This window comes from Devosia salina (assembly GCF_019504385.1).
Classification (GTDB): Bacteria; Pseudomonadota; Alphaproteobacteria; order Rhizobiales; family Devosiaceae; genus Devosia; species Devosia salina.
The window spans coordinates 2,722,296-2,739,257 of record NZ_CP080590.1; the positions used below are offsets into that span (position 1 = coordinate 2,722,296).

The following is a 16,962-nucleotide window of genomic DNA, read 5'->3' on the forward strand; positions in this document are numbered from 1 at the left end:
TGTGCTGGACGCCACTCCACATCAAGCCTGGGTGAGGCGACTGCCAAGCGTCACGGTCTAGTCTAAGGATAATGTCCTCGAATGGGATCCTCGATCCGCGCTGCGAAAGGTTACATCGCGTGCCCGGTGGGAATGATCCCGAGAGCGGAAAGTCCCATCCAGACGGCCATTGCGATCATCATTAGGTTCTCGGTGAGCGAAACGAACCCGAGAGGCACGTTGCTCGACCCACCAACGCAGGCGCACTTGAGCTCCCGCCTGTCGATGTAGACGGCCTTGAACACTGAAACGGCCCCGACCGTCCCGATGAAGAGGGCAACGGGCACCGAAAGCCAAGTCAGCGCTCCGGCCACCATCAGGATGCCCGCAAGACCTTCGGCATAGGGATAGATGTAGCTGTAGGGCACCCAGCTCTTGGCCAGCAGGTCGTAGTTCAGGAACATGGTCGCGAAGGTCTCGACGTTCTGGAGCTTGAGCAGCGCCAGGACCACCATCGAGAAGCTGATGAACCATTCTAGCGCCCGGAGGGTGAGAGGGTTGCCGCTCACCGCAAAGCTCGCTGCCATGGCGGTGAGGGCGGTCATGGCGAACAGCACCGCAACCGGGCGGTAGGTGGTCGCCTTGGGATCCACGACCGTCTTGCCCAGAAAACGTCGCGTGTCGTCGTAGCCGCCGATCCGCCTGCCATCGACGAACACCTGAGGTGTCGTCTTGACGTCGTGCTCGGTCTTGAATGCGTCGGTTTCTTCGCGGGTGGTGAAGTGGTGATCCTCGACCTCGTAACCGGACCGCTTCAGCAGATCCACGGCCTTGAGACCATAGGGGCAGGTGTGGCTCGGCATCACCATACGATGGATAACCGCCTTCTTGCCGGCGTTGGCCACCACGGTGGACATAGGTTTGCTCCTTGTCGAATTGCTGTCGTGCTTCCTTTCTGCACCTTCCCATCATTGGAAGGTCAATACCCCTGCGGACGAGGATGGTAAGAGGAGAGTGGACGCTGATCCGACAGCCGTCGCTGCAGCCTTGCCCATGAGCGCCACCATTATGATGGGGGATCAAGGCTTCCCCGCCTGGAATGATGGGTGATAACCACCAACCAGTGGCTTTCGATGGTGGAACGAGGTCAAAAATAGAGTTGCGATGGCAGTTAGCCGCCAATTCAGGTCCGATGATGTCGAGTCGACGTCATTAGAGGTGTTGTAACCATCACTATGTCACGATTGATGGCAACTTGGGGTTAAACCCTTTCGCAAGATGCCGAATGCACAATGACGAGGTACCTTCGGAGACATGGGATGCCTCGTCGAGTGGCTTTCGAGCCGGATGTAACTTTGGGAGACCTTTTGGTCTTGGCTCGTCTGGGGGCATTGGTCCACGGAGACGAGGCCGTCTTTCCCACCACTGCGCTCAAGCAGCAGACCGGCGCCAGCAGCACGCGTATCAGGAACGCCATGATCCGCATCGCCGACGTCCTCGGCCCGGTGGAGGTCGACGGCAACAAGCGTCGGACCCAGAGACCGAATGGCAGGGGTCGGAACTTCGGCGGCGCCGCCGTTCTCGCGAGCATGCTTATAGAGATCGCGCAGGATGAAGAGACGGACCAGGACCGGCTTCGGCACGAGATCACCCAGCTGGTCGACCACCTCGATCACCAGCGCAAGCAGCGCGCCTTCAAAAGGTCGCGGACACCCCCGCGGTTCTGAAAAGTCGGCGATCTCGGCTGGTGTCAGACATGTGGAGCGCCCCCGCTGCGGAAGCCTGTGGATTCCGGTCGAGGCGGCTTGCCAGCGACGGATTCGCAGACCGTATTGGCGGGATGGCAAACAAACATCGCGAACCCCTCGGGCGGCGGCTGGATCGAGCCCTGTTCACGCGGCCATTGTTCGAGACGGTGCTGTTCGAGAACCGACTGACGGTAGCCGACCGGGCGGTGGTGGTCGCCTGGACCCTTCGCTCCGTGGCAAAATACCGTTGGAACCAGCTTCGTTCGGTCACCGGCGAAATGGCCGACATCATCCTCTTCCGCGTGCTGGCGAGAGGGCGTGTGCCTTGCACCGGCATGACGCCCCTTCTCGGAGCGGGAGCACTGGTCTGGTATCAGGTGACCGACTGGTCCGTGGCCCAACGCGTCCGTCGAGCGTTCGGTAGGGTTTCGATGCGATATGACTGCACCACCCTCTATTGCGGCTGGCGTCAAGACGCGAAGCGGGACGAACCGCTCCCCGTCTTCGTCCTGCTGGATGCAGGCCGGCATGTCCTCGAAGTCGCCTATGCCGATATCGGGGAGCACGGCGTCGATAGCCTGTCGCCGGGGGTCGGACCTGATCTGCGGCCCATGCAGGCAGAACTCGTCCCGGCCCTCATGGCATTGGCGATATTCTTGGGCGTAAAAGATTTCGACGACCAGTTGTCTCGGTTCACCGACACGTAGCCGGTCGGCGGACCGCAACGTCGTGGGTCGGGCGAATACGTCCCCCTCAACGCTTGAAGCGATCGAACGAATCCTCCTCATCCGGAGCCTCGGAATGCCATGAACGCGCCGATTGCGCGCCGAGGTGCAGGAGCGTGAGTTGCATTTCATAGCGGGAGGACGCTATGCAGGATTCCTCCACCGGCTCGTCGAACCAGACGCCGGCACTCTGCCTGACCACGACGGTGGGGTCGACATCGGCACCCATGGTGGCGACCAGCGATGCCCCCGGCAGCTCGAACACGGAAGCCCGTGTCCGTATGAACTTGCCCGAACGGAATGCAGGACCGCTGGCCTTGGCCCAGCGCGCAAAACCTTCATTCGAAACCACCAGCATGGAGCGGCGGTTGGTGTATTCCAGCCAGCGAAGTATCGCGGCTGTCAGCGATACGCCGTAACGCCTGGCGCAGTCGCCGAGCTCCTCCAAGGTGGGCTTGTGGTCCGGCGGGATCAGCGCCCGGAAGTCGTGCAAGGGCATCAGGAGGAACGCGGCGAAGGTGTCGGCTTCCTTCTCGATGCCTTCGACCTCGCGACGCACGATAACGTCCTCGCCGCACCAGAACCCCTTGGGCTGCTTGTCCCGATGCAGGAGATAGTGGCCCAGTTCATGGGCTACCGTGAACCGGGCCCGCTCAGCCGTTTGCTTGCTGTCATAGAGGATGCCCCAGACGTTCTTCCTAGTCTCGCCGGGAAGAAGCGCCCCCTCGAAGCCGTCGAGATCGTCGGCCTCGACCCGCTTAATCGGAGAATCGGGAAATCGCTGGACCGAGTATTGCAATGCCAGTGATCGGACGTCGACCGGATAGCGGTCGGGGCCATCTCGGTGGGCGGCGTCCAACAGCTTCGTCAGTTGTATAGCCCAGCCCTCTGGCCCCATCAGTCGTCCTCGTCGAGCGCCTTTGCCAATCGTCGCAGCCGTGCCCGAGCTTCTGGACTCATCTGGCTGTACTTGCGGAAGAATGCCTTATCCTCAGCAGCTTGCAAGTTCCCGTCGTCAACCCCCATGAGATAGTCGCCGGTGACGTCAAGCGCTGCCGCGATCTTAGCGATCTTCTCCGCTGACGGTCGTGGCGGGTCCTTGTTCTCGAGCTCCCAAATATAGCTCTTGCTCGAGTCAGTGGCGGTCGCGAGCTGGTCAAGCGTCATGCCCTTCTTCTTACGAAGCTCGCGAATCCTGTCGCCGAACGGTGCGGCCATGCGTGGTCAAACTCCTGCAAAACGCATCGAACGAAAAAAGTTCGGTGTAGACGCATTGTAGCACCCTTGACAGCAGCAGCAAGGAATTCCATTTGTTCGGAGTAGACGTACTTAACGGGTCGCTAATTCACTATGTAAGGGCTTACTCAACATGACCAGGCTTACCTTCTTCCCGCTCGGCAACGCCGACACCACCTTGATCCGACTGACGGACAACCGCCTGGTCCTTCTCGACTATGCGGACATTCGCAACCCGAACGACCAGTTCGAAAGTCGCTGCGACCTGCCTGTCGTCTTGCGCAAGGAAATGTCAGAAGCCGGCCAGACCGACTTCGCCGTAGTGTGCTTCACCCATCTGGACAACGACCACATCTGCGGCGCCAGCGACTTCTTCTGGTTGCGGCATTCCACGGCCTACCAGGGTAAAGGCCGGCCGAAGATCGATGAGTTGTGGGTGCCGGCAGGCGCGATCACCGAAACCGGCCTGGTCGGCAATGCGGCCACCATCCGCAAAGAGGCGCGCTACCGCCTTATCGAAGGCACGGGCATCAAAGTCTTTTCCCGTCCTGAACTGCTAAAGGACTTCCTCGCATCGCACGGCCTGACGCTCGAAGACCGCAAGCACTGCATCGTCGACGCAGGTAAGCTGGTGCCGGGGTTCACCAAGGAAGGCTCGGCCAAAGCGGAATTCTTTGTGCATTGCCCCTTTGCCTGGCGCACCGACGAGCGTGGGCTCGAGGACCGCAACAAGGATTCCGTCGTGCTCCACGTCACCTTCATGGAGGGCGGCGTCGAGACCAAGGCGCTGCTCGGCTCGGACGTGGAATACGGAACGCTCTGCGAGATCGTAAAGACCAGCAAGAACCACGGGAACGAGCACCGCCTCGAGTGGGATGTGCTCAAGCTCTTCCACCACTGCTCCTACAAGTCCATCGGGCCCGAGATCGGCGAGGACGAAACGGAATCCGTGGACGAGACGCGCTGGCTCTTCGAGGAGCAGTCCCGCGATGGATGCATCATCGTGTCGCCCAGTTGGGAGATCCCGCAGAAGGGCACCGCGGAGGACGACGACATTCAGCCGCCGCACCGCCAGGCCGCCAATCATTACAAGCGCGTCGTCGCCGACCGCGGTGGAGAGTTCAAGGTGACCATGGAGACACCGGACAGGATCAGGCCGAAACCGTTCCGCATCGACATCACCGCATTTGGCGCGGCGATCAGCTATATCAGCAGCAGTTCGACCGGGACGGCGACCTCCACGCCGGTTCGGGGCGGCTGACATGCAGCCCTGGATCGCCTCGTTTCCGGTGGTAGAATGTTCCACCCTCGGAAATTCCCTGGCCGCAGCCTTCGTCGACCATGTACGCGACGGCGGGGACGGCATCTTCGAGTTGGTAGAGGCCCGCCGCGATCGCAGCATGGAGCTGATCCTGGCCAATGTGCGGACCGAACGCCCACAGCGGTCGGTCGTCACAATCGATCGGGTTGAGCCCATCGCAATCGTCTTCGGCGATGGCAAGCACGGCCCCTGTGTTTTGGCGCTTCGTGAGGATTTCCCTGATACGCCGCACCAGGCACGTCTGCCCAAGGGCATGCCGTTCTGTATCTGTATCGACGACCGGCCATGGTCGGAGGCGAAATCGTCATACGGCCCGGCAGAGCTGGGTCATCGCATCCTGCAGTGGTTCCGCAAGGCGGCACGTGGCCAGTTGCACGACGCGGCCCAGCCCCTCGAACCATTCTTCTCGCTGCAATCACCATATGAATTGATCATGCCCCGCGAGGCCTGGGGCAACGACGCCGATAAGGTCGCGGAGCTGATCGGCATCGTTCAGGATCAGCAGCGTCCGACGATGGTGACATTGCTGCCTGCGAAAGAGCGACAAAGCGCCAACCCGGTGATCTCCGTTATTGCCTACGACCTGTCCGCGGAAACCATGTCCCGCATGCGCCAAGCGCCGGCGACACTCGCCGATCTTGCCGAGGAGACCCTGCGACGTGGCTTGGACATCGTCGCTGACCTGAAAGCGCGGTTGAAGATCTGGTATGCCGACGAGACAAGACGAGCCGCCTTGCTTAACTCCTATCCGTGCATCCTGCTCCGCTTGCCGATGATCAACCCGATCACAGGCCATATGGAGGGGCTCGACACGGTTGGCTTCATGGTCGAGGGCACTGTCGGCGACATCGGGGTGGCTCTCGGCTTGTTCTATAGCGACCGCAGCAGCGACCTGAACAGTATAGGATATCAGCTCCGCTTTCCTGCCGGCGATCCGGATCTCGACGCCCTTCGCCTCGAAGGATGCCTAATCCACGGCGCGTTTGACACCCAGTTGGCCCGAGCCATTTCCGGCGTGGCTTCGCCCGTCTTGGGCAAGGCCGTGATGATCGGCGCCGGTGCGATCGGCTCCGCCGTCGCGGAAATCCTTGTCCGTGAAGGCGCTTTCGACAGTATGTCCGTAATGGACGACGACACCCTTCTTCCGCACAATGTTTCCCGCCACACGCTGACGTCCCAGGAGGTGCCGCGGCCGAAGGCGACCAGTGTCGGTCAGCGGCTGAAGTTCATCAGGCCCGACCTCGACGTGTCGGCGATTGACGCGAACTTCCTTGCCGAACCATCCCCCGAAGCGCAAGCGTTGCTGCACGCTGCTGACATCATTGTCGACGCCTCCGCTTCGGTGGCAGTGGGCCGCGCGCTCAGCGACCTTGCCGGACATGCGCGGCGCGTGTCGATCTTCTTCAACCCGACCGGCACCGCGGTCGTGCTGCTCGCTGAGGACCAGGATCGCCGCATCGACCTGCGCGCTCTGGAGGCGGTCTATCATCGCGTCATCCAGACCGAACCCATGCTTGAGAACCACCTCGTCGACAGCGAGATGATCCGGTACACCGGTGCATGCCGGATGCTGACCAGCCGCATCCCCGCGTCACGGGTGCAGGTATTGTCTGGCCTAGTGGCAGGCGGCCTCAGCCGGGCGCTTGGCAGCTGCGAAGCCTGCGTCAAGATCTGGTCCCTCGGCGAAGAGGGAGTAGTCTCGTTGGTCACACCGCAAGTCGATTTGGCCATTGAGCATGCTGGGGACTGGACGATCAGAATGCCAGATACCCTTTCGGCGCAGCTCGCCGAGGAGCGCCTGAAGCGGCTGCCGAACGAAACGGGGGGCGCACTGCTCGGTATAGTCGATCCGCAATCGAAGCGCATCGAACTGGTCGCCGCGGTTCCTGCTCCGATCGATAGCACGGAAGCGCCGACCGAATTCGTTCGCGGCACGATGGGACTGCGCGAAACCGTGGAGGCGGCCATTGCCCGTTCCGCGGGGCAGATCAGGTACGTGGGCGAATGGCATTCTCATCCCCGGGGCAGTTCAAGCCAGCCCAGCACCATCGACATCGAACAACTTACCTGGTTGAGCACGACCATGGCCGGTGATGGCATGCCTGGTGTGATGGTCATCGTCGGAGAGAACGAGGCCCGGCATCTGGTCGGGACGTTTCGATGACCGATATGGAAACGAGGGTTGCCGCGGCCAAACAACCCCTTCGCCTCGGGCTGGCGCTGTCGGGCGGTGGGACCAGGGCTGCAGTCTTTCATCTGGGGCTGCTGCTCAGGCTTGCCATTCAAGATCAGCTCGAAAACGTCACGGCACTATCGACGGTATCGGGCGGCAGCCTGGTTGTCGCCGCGGTGTTCGGCAACAACAGCAACAATTGGCCAACATCGGCAGTCTTCAGGGAAGAGGTATATCCGAAACTAAGGGGTCTCCTAACCGAGAAAGATCTCTTCAGCATTCCTGCCTTGTTGGGTCCTAGCAGCCTGCTCAAACACAATTTCCGGCTCGTGAACCGGCGTGCTCACGTATTGGCCGATCGGCTGGGCACGGAGTGGGGCGTCACCGGCAACCTTGCGGATTTGCCGATCAGTCCGAAATGGTGGATCAACGCTGCCTCCATCCATTCCGGCAAGAACTGGCGTTTCAATAAGGGCGAGATGGGTGACTGGAAATTCGGTCGGCACTACTCGCCTGCCGTCAAGATCGCCGAAGCTGCGGCGGCCTCGGCAGCGGTGCCCTACGCCATCGGTGCCTTTCGGCTCGAAATACCGCAGGGCGGCTGGTACCGAACCGATCCGGCCACGAGGAAACCGCAGCGGGCGATCGATCCCAACGCCAAGGTCCTGCGGATCTGGGACGGCGGAGCGTATGATAATCTTGGTCTGGAGGCCCTGGTGAAGCCGGGCAAGCCCTCGGCCGATTTCGATTTCCTCATCTGCAGCGATGCATCCGGGGTTCTGGCTCCGCCTTCGGGGGGAGTAGTGGCGAACCTGATCAAAGGGAATTTGGCCACGCCTCGCCTGTTCGACCTGATGGGGGACCAGGTCAGAAGCCTGCGGTCGAGGATGCTCATGCGCGAGTTCGACTACGGGCCCATGCGCGGCGTCATAGTACGCATGGGCAACTCGATCCGCGATATCGACCTTAAGGCTGGCGTCATTCGATCAGAGGCGGAGCATTCCGCATATCTCAGCGATGAACTGACGAAGGCTGCCGTGGCGCATCCCACGGCACTGAATAGGCTATCGCCTGCAGAGTTCAATCTCATTGCCCGCCACGGCTTCGAATGTTCGGACGCCACGCTTGCGGCACATGCCGGAACTGAGTTCGACAAGCGCAGCATCTGGCCATTGTCGATCAACGAGATGCCGCCAAGAAAAATATGAGAGCCGGACCGTGACGATCCGACTCTCATATTGCAGTTCAATCGACTCACGACTTTTGGTCGACGCCTGGTTTTCCGGGGTTAAATCGACTCAACATTTTTTGGTCGCATTAACGACCGGATTTGCTGGTGGGCCCACCAGGACTCGAACCTGGAACCAGACCGTTATGAGCGGTCGGCTCTAACCATTGAGCTATAGGCCCACACGTCTGAGACGCCTGTGTTCCCTAGGGTCTCAGGGGATGGGTGGTCAAGGTCGTTTCTGTCCCCGTTTCGACGAAATCCGCCTTTGTTCTGCTCATTCTGTCCCCGTCCTGTCCCCCTAACCGCGTTTGTTCTCCGCGGTCATTTACGGGTTCCCCAAAGGTCTATGAAGCGCAAGCACTTCGGGTCGGATGGAGCGATTATGCCGAGCTGGAAACCGCCATCTTTCGCAAAGCTAGGGATATGCTCCTCCATTGCACTGACATCAGTATTCTCGCATGTGTCCATGGAGTAAGCGAACTGCGCTCGGGTGGGCGTGTATTGAGCAAGGATGGCGTCTGAAAGTGTGACAATTGTAAAGGGTCCGTCGTTTCTCCAGCGCCAGTCGTCCTTGGTAATCCAGATGCTGACCTCGACATCATGCCGTCGCTCGCAAGCGGTCCTGGCCGTCGCGTACATGGCTTGGGTTTGCCCGCGCATTTCTGCAAGCATGCATTCGTCGTAGGTCGTTGGCGATGTCATATACCGGACGCCGAAAGTACCACCGACCGCCGCGGCGATGACTGCGGCTGCTGCTAGGCCGATCACCAGATTTCGCTTCATTCAGTCCCCCAAGTCGGCACTACTTTCGACGCTTTGCGGTGATGGCGTCAATCGCCGACTGCTGGTGATCAGGGTGGTGGTGACCGTACGTACTCTCGAGCACTTGTACCGACATGCCGAGATACCCAGCCGCATCCCACAAATCAGCCCCGTTCTGCATCATCCACGTCGCCGCAGTGTGGCGCAGGACGTGCGGTGTTACGTCGGGTCCCAGACCGGCGGCCCGGACTGCCAGGGCAAAGGCCTTATTTACGTCGACGCTTATCGCTTTGCCGCGGTACTCGATGACGTGCTCTTTCGAAATCGTATCGTCGCCGCGATCCTCCGCCCACCGCCGGATATGCGCGAGTAGGCGTGACGGCAGCCTGGCGGGTGGCTGTCGTTTATTCGTCTCCGCCCGTCCATGTTTGCGCCGATAGAACACGCCGCGCTCGAGATCGATATAGCCGCTGCCTTCCTGGACCTTGAGAGCCGCCCCGCAGATAGCACCGGCGCGGCTACCCGAGTACAGCCCGACCAAGATGAATCTCGCCAGGTGGCGCCACCGATATCGGTCGCTCGGCACCTTCTCGCCCTTCCGCGGGCCGCGCGGGATCGTGCGCATCTCCCGCATCCGCCAACATGTCCAGATCAGTCGCGCAGCCTCGTCACGGGTCAGCCATCGGTCCTTTGGGGGTGACTTGTCGGGAAGCACGACATCGATGTGCTCTCGACAATACCCCTCTTTACGATGGTGATTGATCGCCGCGCGCAGGTCCTCGAGCTCGCGACGGGCACCGGCGGCGGTGACCATGCGCGGAGGCTTGCCGGTTTTCTCCGGCCTCGCCGACTTCCATGGTTGCTGGCACCGCCACTCGACGTATTCACGGCATGTCTTGCCCGTCACGTCGGCCAGGGTCATGCCCTGCCACCATTCGCCGAGCTGAAGGACGGTGGCCGAGACCTTTTCGGGGCGAGCCGTCGTTGGGGCCACGTCCTCGATGTACATCTGCAGGACATCTGTGACGAGGATCTGAGCTGCGGGCCGATCTTTCTCCCGGCTCGGCTTGTATTTCTGGGCTATGTACTCCGCGAGCTGCTTTTCAGCTTGCTCGCGCTCAAGCGGAGCGCAGCCAGTGACGACTGAGATCTCACCATCTCTGATGAGCCAGACCGATCGCTTCCGAAGCTTGCCCGTTTTCCGATCGTGTTCGGCTGGCTTGAGCCAAAGCCGGGCCCCTTTTGAATTACGCGACAACTCTCTCTCCAACGCCTCACCGCCGAAGCTGTAAGGATAACGCGGCGCCCGTGCCGTTCGATTTCGATCTTTCCGGACGCGATCGCCTGGCGCAACTGATACCTGGAAATCGCGCCACAGAACTCCGCAAGCTCCAGCACGTCGTCGATCGCAAGCGGCGCGTCTTCGTGAACCGTGTGCCCTGGCGCTGTCGATCGCATCGTAACGCTGCTGCGCTGGACGGCGAGCGACGGGATCGAGATCGGAAATGAATCGAAAGCAGTGAACATACGAAAATGGTCGCCCGGTTCTAGTGGGGCGTCAACAATCGGCAAGAAAACATCGTAAACTCTAGAAAACGCGCGACTTATCTTTCACCCCCACCGGCCGCAAACTTCACCTCGAAGTTCACCCAACCTGAGGTGATGTTAGGTGTGAACTTCGGACCGGACGAGGGGAAGTTCCCGAAACCGCACTTTTGTTCTCTTTTTGTTCATGCCATGGTCTGACGCTGGCGTGTGCCGACCCGGACTCAAAAAGTGAACTTCACCCCCAAAAAGCCCACGCCCTTTCCCGCTCTCACGGTCCCCACCGCGGTTTGGAGCCGCATCTCGGTGCGAATCAGTCTGGTCGGCCAGTCCGTGCACGCCGGTTTCCCGTCGCCGGCCGACGACTTCATCGAGGACATGATCGACTTGAACCAGGTCCTCGTCGCCAATCCGACTGCGACCTTCCTGTGGCGCGTCGCCGGCGACTGCATGATCGACGTCAAAATCCATCCAGGCGACGTGGTCATCGTCGATCGCAGCCTTACGCCAAAGCACCGCTCCATCGTCTTGGCTATCATCGACGGCGAGCCCACGCTGAAGCGCCTCAACCGTCGCGGTGGCGTCATGGTGCTGCACAACGAAAACGCGAAGTTGCCGCCGTTCCTGATCTCCGAGGGCACCGAGGTCAGCATCTGGGGCGTCGTCACTGCGACGATCCGGCAGCTCGCAAAATGACCGCGCTGGCCCTCATCGACGGCAACTCGTTCTACTGTTCCTGCGAGCGCGTCTTCGATCCCAAGCTGGAGAAGCGGCCAGTCATCGTGCTTTCCAACAACGATGGCTGCGCGGTGGCCAGGACAGCCGAAGCCAAGGCCCTGGGAATCAAAATGGGGCAACCCATGTTCCAGATTCGCGACCTCTGCCGGCAGAACAACGTCGCGGTCTTCTCCAGCAACTACGCCCTATATGGCGACATGAGCCGGCGCATGAACTCCGTTTACCAGGGATTTTCACCCGACATCGAGATCTACTCGATTGACGAGAGTTTCCTGGACATCACGCACCTGGCGATCAAGGACAGGACGGCATGGGCGAGCGACCTGCGATCGACGACGCGGACATGGACCGGCATCCCTTGCTGCGTCGGCATCGGTCCCACGAAAACGCTGGCGAAGCTCGCCAACAAGGCGGCGAAGAAGCTGCCGGCCGGCGTCCTGGATCTGTCCGACGAACGCACCCGGGCGGAGGTGATGGCGACGTTCCCGGTTGGCGACGTGTGGGGCATCGGGCCGGCGTCGCAGGAGAAATTGCGGCACCTCGGCATCGAGTACGCCGGCCAGGTGCGCGACATGGATCCCAAGCTCGCCAGGCAGCTCATGACCGTGGTCGGCGAGAAGATCGTCCACGAGCTCAACGGCCGTCCGTGCATCGCGCTGGAGACGGTAGCGCTGCAGCGTAAGGGATGCGCGGTCACCCGGTCGTTCGGCAGCCGTGTCACCACCAAGGTCGAGATGGAGCAGGCCGTCGCCGGCTATGCCACCCGCCTGGGCGAGAAGCTTCGGCGCCATGGCCTAGCCACTGACCACGTGACGGTCTTCATGCACACTTCTAGGTTCAATGACGACGAGCCACAGCGCAGCGTCTCGATGACCGTGGACATCCCCGAGGCGACCAACGACAGCCTCACGCTGATCAAGGCAGCCACGCGGGCAGTCGACCAGCTATGGCAATCAGGATTTCGCTACTCGAAGGCCGGTATCATCACCCAGGATCTGGTGCCGCCGCCGATCCCGCAGCGGGCGTTGTTCGACAACCTGGACCATGAACGGGCGGCGAAGGTGATGGCGGCGATGGATGAGGCGAACCGGCGGTGGGGTCGGGCGACCGTGGTGCCGGCGGCGACGTTGGGAGGGCCAGCGAAGTCGCAGACGTTCTCGACGAAGTTCGAGATGCGATCGCCCAAGTTTACGACGCGGTGGGACGAGCTGCCGGAGTGCATGTAATATAACTGAGGAAGCGGAGGAAGTTGAATGAAGCTCGCGGAAAGCCTGATCGCCTGGAACGCCAACAGCAACGAAATCGCTGTAGGCGGATTCGTGAAAGAGGGTGACATCGACTGGACCCGTCCATATCGCAAGACGGGTGGCGCGGCATACACAGAAGTCAGGAAGCCGGCAGGGATCGAGGCCCGACACTATATAATGTCCGAATTCCTCGGCATCGTGATCCGCGACCGCGTTGACCTAGACGCCGCACATAAGGCATTCCTCGTGATCGACGAATACCGGCAAGCTATCCCCCACGACGTCGACGGCGCAGATCAATTCGTCGAGGAATGAAGAATTTTCCGTGCCGCTACAGTACTTAAGTTGGCTGTCATTGGCTTTTCTTAAGCGCCCGTTAACCTCGTCTATGGGCTATCATCACCGTCATGAGTACCGCGAGATTCGTTATTGCATTTGATGGGCCTGGCGTTGACGCCGGGACTATCGACGTGCGCGATCTCGCGCCGGCGTTGCTTGCCTTGAGCAAGGCGGTGGATGCAGCCAACCGGGCCGTCAATGGCGAATCTGTGCCCGCCCGCATCCAGGTCAAGGCGACGGCGGTAGGCTGCTTTGAGGTCGATCTCAACCTGGTCTTGCACGGGTGGGCGGCTGTCAAAGGCCTGCTCCTATCAGAGGATGGCCAGGCAGCAACTTCATTGCTGCAGTGGCTGGGCTTTCTCGGCATCCCCACCGTCGGCGTAGCAACCGTGGGTCTGATCCAGCTGTATCGTCAACTTGCGGGTCGCGCCGTCATCGCCGCCCGGCAGGAAGGCTCTCTCGTCACGATCACTGTTTCTGATGGCGAGACCATCACCATCCCACTTGAGGTCCTGCGACTGTACAAGGAAGTCGCCGTAAATCACGCCGTCGGGGAGTTGATGGAGACGCTCGAAAGCGATCGGATTACCCGCATCGAATTCCGGCCAGCACCCGGGGCTCGCCCCATGGAGGTGTTGACCAAGCAGGATCGCGAGAGTTTCTCGCTGCCGATTCCCGAAGATGAGACGGTGGTCGATGAGACCCGCAGGATGGCGCTGTCGATCAGAAGTCTCGCTTTCCAGGAAGGTAACAAGTGGCGCCTTTTTGATGGTCAAAACGTCATTACCGCCACGATCGAGGACAAGGAATTCCTTGGCCGGGTCGATCGATCCGAGATCCGTTTCGCGAAATCCGACGTCCTGATCTGCTCTGTGCAGACGATCCAGAAACAGGGTGTGGACGGGCTCAAGACCGAGCACATAGTCAAGAAGGTGCTCGAGTATAAGCCGGCGCCGATGCAGGTTGACCTGTTCTCGACGCCGCCAAGACCCGCATCCGATGACGAGGATCAATAGCGGCCGTGGGACTGTCATGGAACGACATCAGGGCCAATGCCGCCCGCTTCGCTCGAGACTGGAAAGGGCACGGTTACGAAAAGGGCGATGCCCAGAGTTTCTATAACGAGTTCTTCGAAGTCTTCGGTGCAAGCCGTCGGCGCGTTGCCTCCTTCGAGCAGCCGGTCAAGGGTCTCCCCGACAATAAACGCGGATTCATCGACCTCTTCTGGAAGGGCGTGCTACTCGTCGAGCAAAAGAGCATGGGCCACGACCTGGAGAAGGCTCACCAGCAGGCTCTCGACTACTTTCCAGGACTAAAGGATGCCGATCTGCCGCGGTTCGTCCTGGCCTGCGACTTCCAGCGCTTCGAGCTTTACGACCTGGATGAAAATCGGTCGATCAAGTTCCCCCTGGCCGACCTGCCGAAGCACGTCAGGGCCTTCTCGTTCATCATCGGCGACAAACCAGCGGCGTTCAAGGATCAGGATCCAGCCAACATCAAGGCATCGGAGCTCATGGGCCAGCTCCATGATGCCCTCTTGCAGTCCGGCTTCGTCGGCCACGACCTGGAGCGCCTGCTGGTCCGTCTGCTCTTCTGCATGTTTGCCGACAGCACCGGCATCTTCCAGACCAAATGGTTGTTCCGCGACTACGTGCGGGACCACACCGACGAGGATGGCTCCGACCTCGGCGGGAAGCTTCAGCATCTCTTCGAGGTGCTCAATACCGACAAGTCGCGGCGCCAGACCAATCTCGACCCCGATCTGGCCCAGTTTGAATACATCAACGGGGATCTTTTCGCCGAGCGCCTGGCCGTCGCGTCCTTCGACAAGAACATGCGTGATAAGCTGCTCAAGGCGGCAAATTTCACTTGGGAGAAGGTGTCTCCCGCGATCTTCGGCGCCTTGTTCCAGTCCGTCATGGACAAGAAGAAGCGTCGTGCTATCGGAGCTCACTACACCACCGAGCAGAACATTCTGAAGGTCCTGGGACCAATGTTCCTCGATGATCTGAACGCCGAACTCGCCAAGATCATGGCCGACAAGTCCAGTCGGCGCACCGCAATGCTGCGGGCGTTTCAGGACAAGCTGGCGTCGATCAAGTGCTTCGACCCGGCATGTGGCTGCGGGAATTTTCTGGTCATCGCCTATCGCGAGCTCCGCCGGCTCGAGACCGAGGTCATCAAGGAATTGAGCGACCAGCGAGAGCTGGACGTCGCGATCCTCTCAAAGGTCAACGTCGACCAGTTCTACGGCATCGAGCTTGAGGAATTCCCGGCACGCATTGCCGAGGTTGCGATGTGGATGACCGATCACATCATGAACGTGCTCCTATCCGACGACCTGGGGCAGTATTTCGCGCGCATTCCGCTTCGCGCACGGCCGACCATTCGCCAGGGTGATGCGCTGGAAACCGACTGGTCCTCCGTCCTGCCGCCGGAAGAGTGCACCTACATCATCGGCAACCCGCCATTTGTGGGATCGAAGCAAGGCGAGGATGAGCAGCGCGCGCAGATCCACCGCCTGGCGGCCATGAAGGGGCGCAAGGGCACCCTGGATTTTGTCGCTGGCTGGTTTCTCAAGGCCGGTGCATATGTGCAGACCAGCCGCGCCACCATTGGCTTCGTGACCACTAACTCGATCACGCAGGGCGAGCAGGTCGCGCAACTGTGGCCGATCCTCTTTCAACGCTACAAGCTCGAAATCTTCTTCGCCCACCGCACCTTCGCCTGGGGCAGTGAGGCCCGCGGCAAGGCCAATGTACATTGTGTGATCCTCGGCCTATGCCGAGCGCAGCAGGCACCGTCGACCCGTCGTCTTTTCGACTACCCTGACATTAAGGGGGATCCGATTGAGGTCTCCGTGAAGTCGATCTCTCCTTACCTATTTGATGCCGGCGGCCTGTCGGACCCACACACCGTCGTCGCCAGGCTGTCACGGTCTCCGGCAGACCGTCCTCCGATGATGATCGGCTCCAAGCCCATCGACGGCGGCTTCTACATCTTCACACCCGAGGAGAGAGCGGCCTTTGAGGAGATAGAGCCCGAATCGGTCGATCTGTTCGTGCCGTTTATCGGAAGCCATGAGTTCATCAATGGCGAAAGTCGGTGGCTCCTTCGCGTCGACAGGCTCTCTCCGACAGACCTTGCGGCATTGCCTCACGTCCGCCACATCATCTCCCAGGTCCGAGATTTCAGGTTGGGGCTGATAAAGGGCAAGAACAAGCGCAAGATCAAAGAAGGCAGCGCCGATGGCGCCAAGCTCGCCGAATATCCCACGCGCTTCCATGTCACGATACGGCCAACTGAGCCTTTCTTGGTCGTTCCAGAGACGAGCTCGGAGAGACGGGAGTACATCCCGATCGGATGGGCTGAACCACCCACGATACCCAGCAGCCTGGTGCGGATCGTGCCGCACGCAACGCCATTGCTCTTCGGCATAATCACATCTCGCATGCACAATGCCTGGCTGAAGATTATCGGCGGCCGGATGAAAAGCGATCCGCGCTACTCCATCGACATCGTCTACAACCCCTTCCCTATGCCCGTTCTGGACGACACGAAGACCGCGCAGATCGCGGAGCTGGCGGAGAAAGTGCTCGAGGAGCGAGCAAAGTGGATGCCGGCGTCTTCCTTGGCTCACCTATATGACCCCCTCGGCATGCCGCCAGACCTGAAAGCCGCGCATCGGAAGCTGGATGCGGCGGTAGACAAGTCGTACCGCAAGGAGCCGTTCGCGTCGGATCGCAATCGGGCCGAGCACTTGATGGGGATCTATGAACGCGAGCGCGCGGCGTTGCTGGAGTTGGCCGCGAAGCCTAGCAGGAAGCGGAAAGCGGCAGTTGTAGAGGTCGAAGTGTGATCGAATACCCGCAACCGATGACGTGCCTTATGTGCACTTAACGAACGAAACCCGTCCTT

15 protein-coding genes and 1 tRNA gene are annotated in these 16,962 nt (G+C 60.6%); 10 read left to right on the forward strand and 6 right to left on the reverse strand.

Annotated elements, in window-relative coordinates:
• Positions 1–110: 110 nt before the first annotated feature.
• Positions 111–896 carry a glutaredoxin family protein gene (locus tag K1X15_RS13260; RefSeq protein WP_220304097.1) on the reverse strand — a complete coding sequence of 262 codons (786 nt, stop codon included), beginning with the start codon at positions 894–896 and terminating at the stop codon, positions 111–113.
• A gap of 456 nt (positions 897–1,352) precedes the next feature.
• Here K1X15_RS13260 and K1X15_RS13265 point away from each other — a divergent pair, with 456 nt between their 5' ends.
• On the forward strand, positions 1,353–1,706 hold the full coding sequence (locus K1X15_RS13265; RefSeq protein ID WP_220304098.1) for a hypothetical protein: 354 nt from the start codon (positions 1,353–1,355) through the stop codon (positions 1,704–1,706).
• Positions 1,707–1,819: 113 nt separating this feature from the next.
• Positions 1,820–2,434: a hypothetical protein gene (locus K1X15_RS13270; protein WP_220304099.1), complete on the forward strand. Its 615-nt coding sequence runs from the start codon at positions 1,820–1,822 to the stop codon at positions 2,432–2,434.
• A 46-nt stretch (positions 2,435–2,480) separates the two neighbouring features.
• Here the strand turns inward: K1X15_RS13270 and K1X15_RS13275 are convergent, their stop codons facing one another.
• Together K1X15_RS13275 and K1X15_RS13280 are read right to left on the reverse strand one after the other, a co-directional pair.
• Positions 2,481–3,311 carry an ImmA/IrrE family metallo-endopeptidase gene (locus K1X15_RS13275; protein WP_220304100.1) on the reverse strand — a complete coding sequence of 277 codons (831 nt, stop codon included), beginning with the start codon at positions 3,309–3,311 and terminating at the stop codon, positions 2,481–2,483.
• A gap of 38 nt (positions 3,312–3,349) precedes the next feature.
• Positions 3,350–3,670 carry a helix-turn-helix domain-containing protein gene (locus tag K1X15_RS13280; RefSeq protein WP_220304101.1) on the reverse strand — a complete coding sequence of 107 codons (321 nt, stop codon included), beginning with the start codon at positions 3,668–3,670 and terminating at the stop codon, positions 3,350–3,352.
• A 151-nt stretch (positions 3,671–3,821) separates the two neighbouring features.
• Between K1X15_RS13280 and K1X15_RS13285 the strand changes: the two genes are divergently transcribed.
• Genes K1X15_RS13285 through K1X15_RS13295 form a run of 3 tightly spaced genes read left to right on the forward strand, consistent with a single transcriptional unit; the run spans position 3,822 to position 8,390 of the window.
• Positions 3,822–4,949: a ComEC/Rec2 family competence protein gene (locus tag K1X15_RS13285; RefSeq protein WP_220304102.1), complete on the forward strand. Its 1,128-nt coding sequence runs from the start codon at positions 3,822–3,824 to the stop codon at positions 4,947–4,949.
• Between the two features lies 1 nt (position 4,950).
• Positions 4,951–7,173, forward strand: coding sequence for a ThiF family adenylyltransferase (locus K1X15_RS13290; RefSeq protein WP_220304103.1), 2,223 nt, complete (start codon positions 4,951–4,953; stop codon positions 7,171–7,173).
• Positions 7,170–8,390 carry a patatin-like phospholipase family protein gene (locus tag K1X15_RS13295; protein WP_220304104.1) on the forward strand — a complete coding sequence of 407 codons (1,221 nt, stop codon included), beginning with the start codon at positions 7,170–7,172 and terminating at the stop codon, positions 8,388–8,390. Before K1X15_RS13290 ends, K1X15_RS13295 begins: the two co-directional genes overlap by 4 nt.
• 126 nt (positions 8,391–8,516) lie before the next feature.
• Here the strand turns inward: K1X15_RS13295 and K1X15_RS13300 are convergent.
• The 3 genes from K1X15_RS13300 to K1X15_RS13310 form a co-directional block, all read right to left on the reverse strand.
• A tRNA-Ile gene (locus K1X15_RS13300) sits at positions 8,517–8,592 on the reverse strand.
• Between the two features lie 142 nt (positions 8,593–8,734).
• Complete coding sequence (locus K1X15_RS13305) at positions 8,735–9,196, reverse strand: hypothetical protein (protein ID WP_220304105.1); 462 nt, start codon at positions 9,194–9,196, stop codon at positions 8,735–8,737.
• A gap of 19 nt (positions 9,197–9,215) precedes the next feature.
• On the reverse strand, positions 9,216–10,433 hold the full coding sequence (locus tag K1X15_RS13310) for a tyrosine-type recombinase/integrase (RefSeq protein WP_220304106.1): 1,218 nt from the start codon (positions 10,431–10,433) through the stop codon (positions 9,216–9,218).
• Positions 10,434–10,951: 518 nt separating this feature from the next.
• Here K1X15_RS13310 and K1X15_RS13315 point away from each other — a divergent pair.
• The 5 genes from K1X15_RS13315 (at position 10,952) to K1X15_RS13335 (ending at position 16,903) form a co-directional block, all read left to right on the forward strand.
• Complete coding sequence (locus K1X15_RS13315) at positions 10,952–11,416, forward strand: LexA family protein (RefSeq protein WP_220304107.1); 465 nt, start codon at positions 10,952–10,954, stop codon at positions 11,414–11,416.
• The gene (locus tag K1X15_RS13320; protein WP_220304108.1) at positions 11,413–12,684 is read left to right on the forward strand and encodes a Y-family DNA polymerase; all 1,272 of its coding nucleotides are present in this window, start codon (positions 11,413–11,415) and stop codon (positions 12,682–12,684) included. The genes K1X15_RS13315 and K1X15_RS13320 overlap by 4 nt, the downstream gene beginning before the upstream one ends.
• A 27-nt stretch (positions 12,685–12,711) precedes the next feature.
• On the forward strand, positions 12,712–13,020 hold the full coding sequence (locus tag K1X15_RS13325; RefSeq protein WP_220304109.1) for a hypothetical protein: 309 nt from the start codon (positions 12,712–12,714) through the stop codon (positions 13,018–13,020).
• Positions 13,021–13,112: 92 nt separating this feature from the next.
• Positions 13,113–14,060, forward strand: a complete 948-nt coding sequence (locus tag K1X15_RS13330) for an LAPAL motif-containing putative phage structural protein (protein WP_476700508.1) — start codon at positions 13,113–13,115, stop codon at positions 14,058–14,060.
• Positions 14,061–14,065: 5 nt separating this feature from the next.
• Positions 14,066–16,903: a class I SAM-dependent DNA methyltransferase gene (locus K1X15_RS13335; protein ID WP_220304111.1), complete on the forward strand. Its 2,838-nt coding sequence runs from the start codon at positions 14,066–14,068 to the stop codon at positions 16,901–16,903.
• Positions 16,904–16,962: the final 59 nt, after the last annotated feature.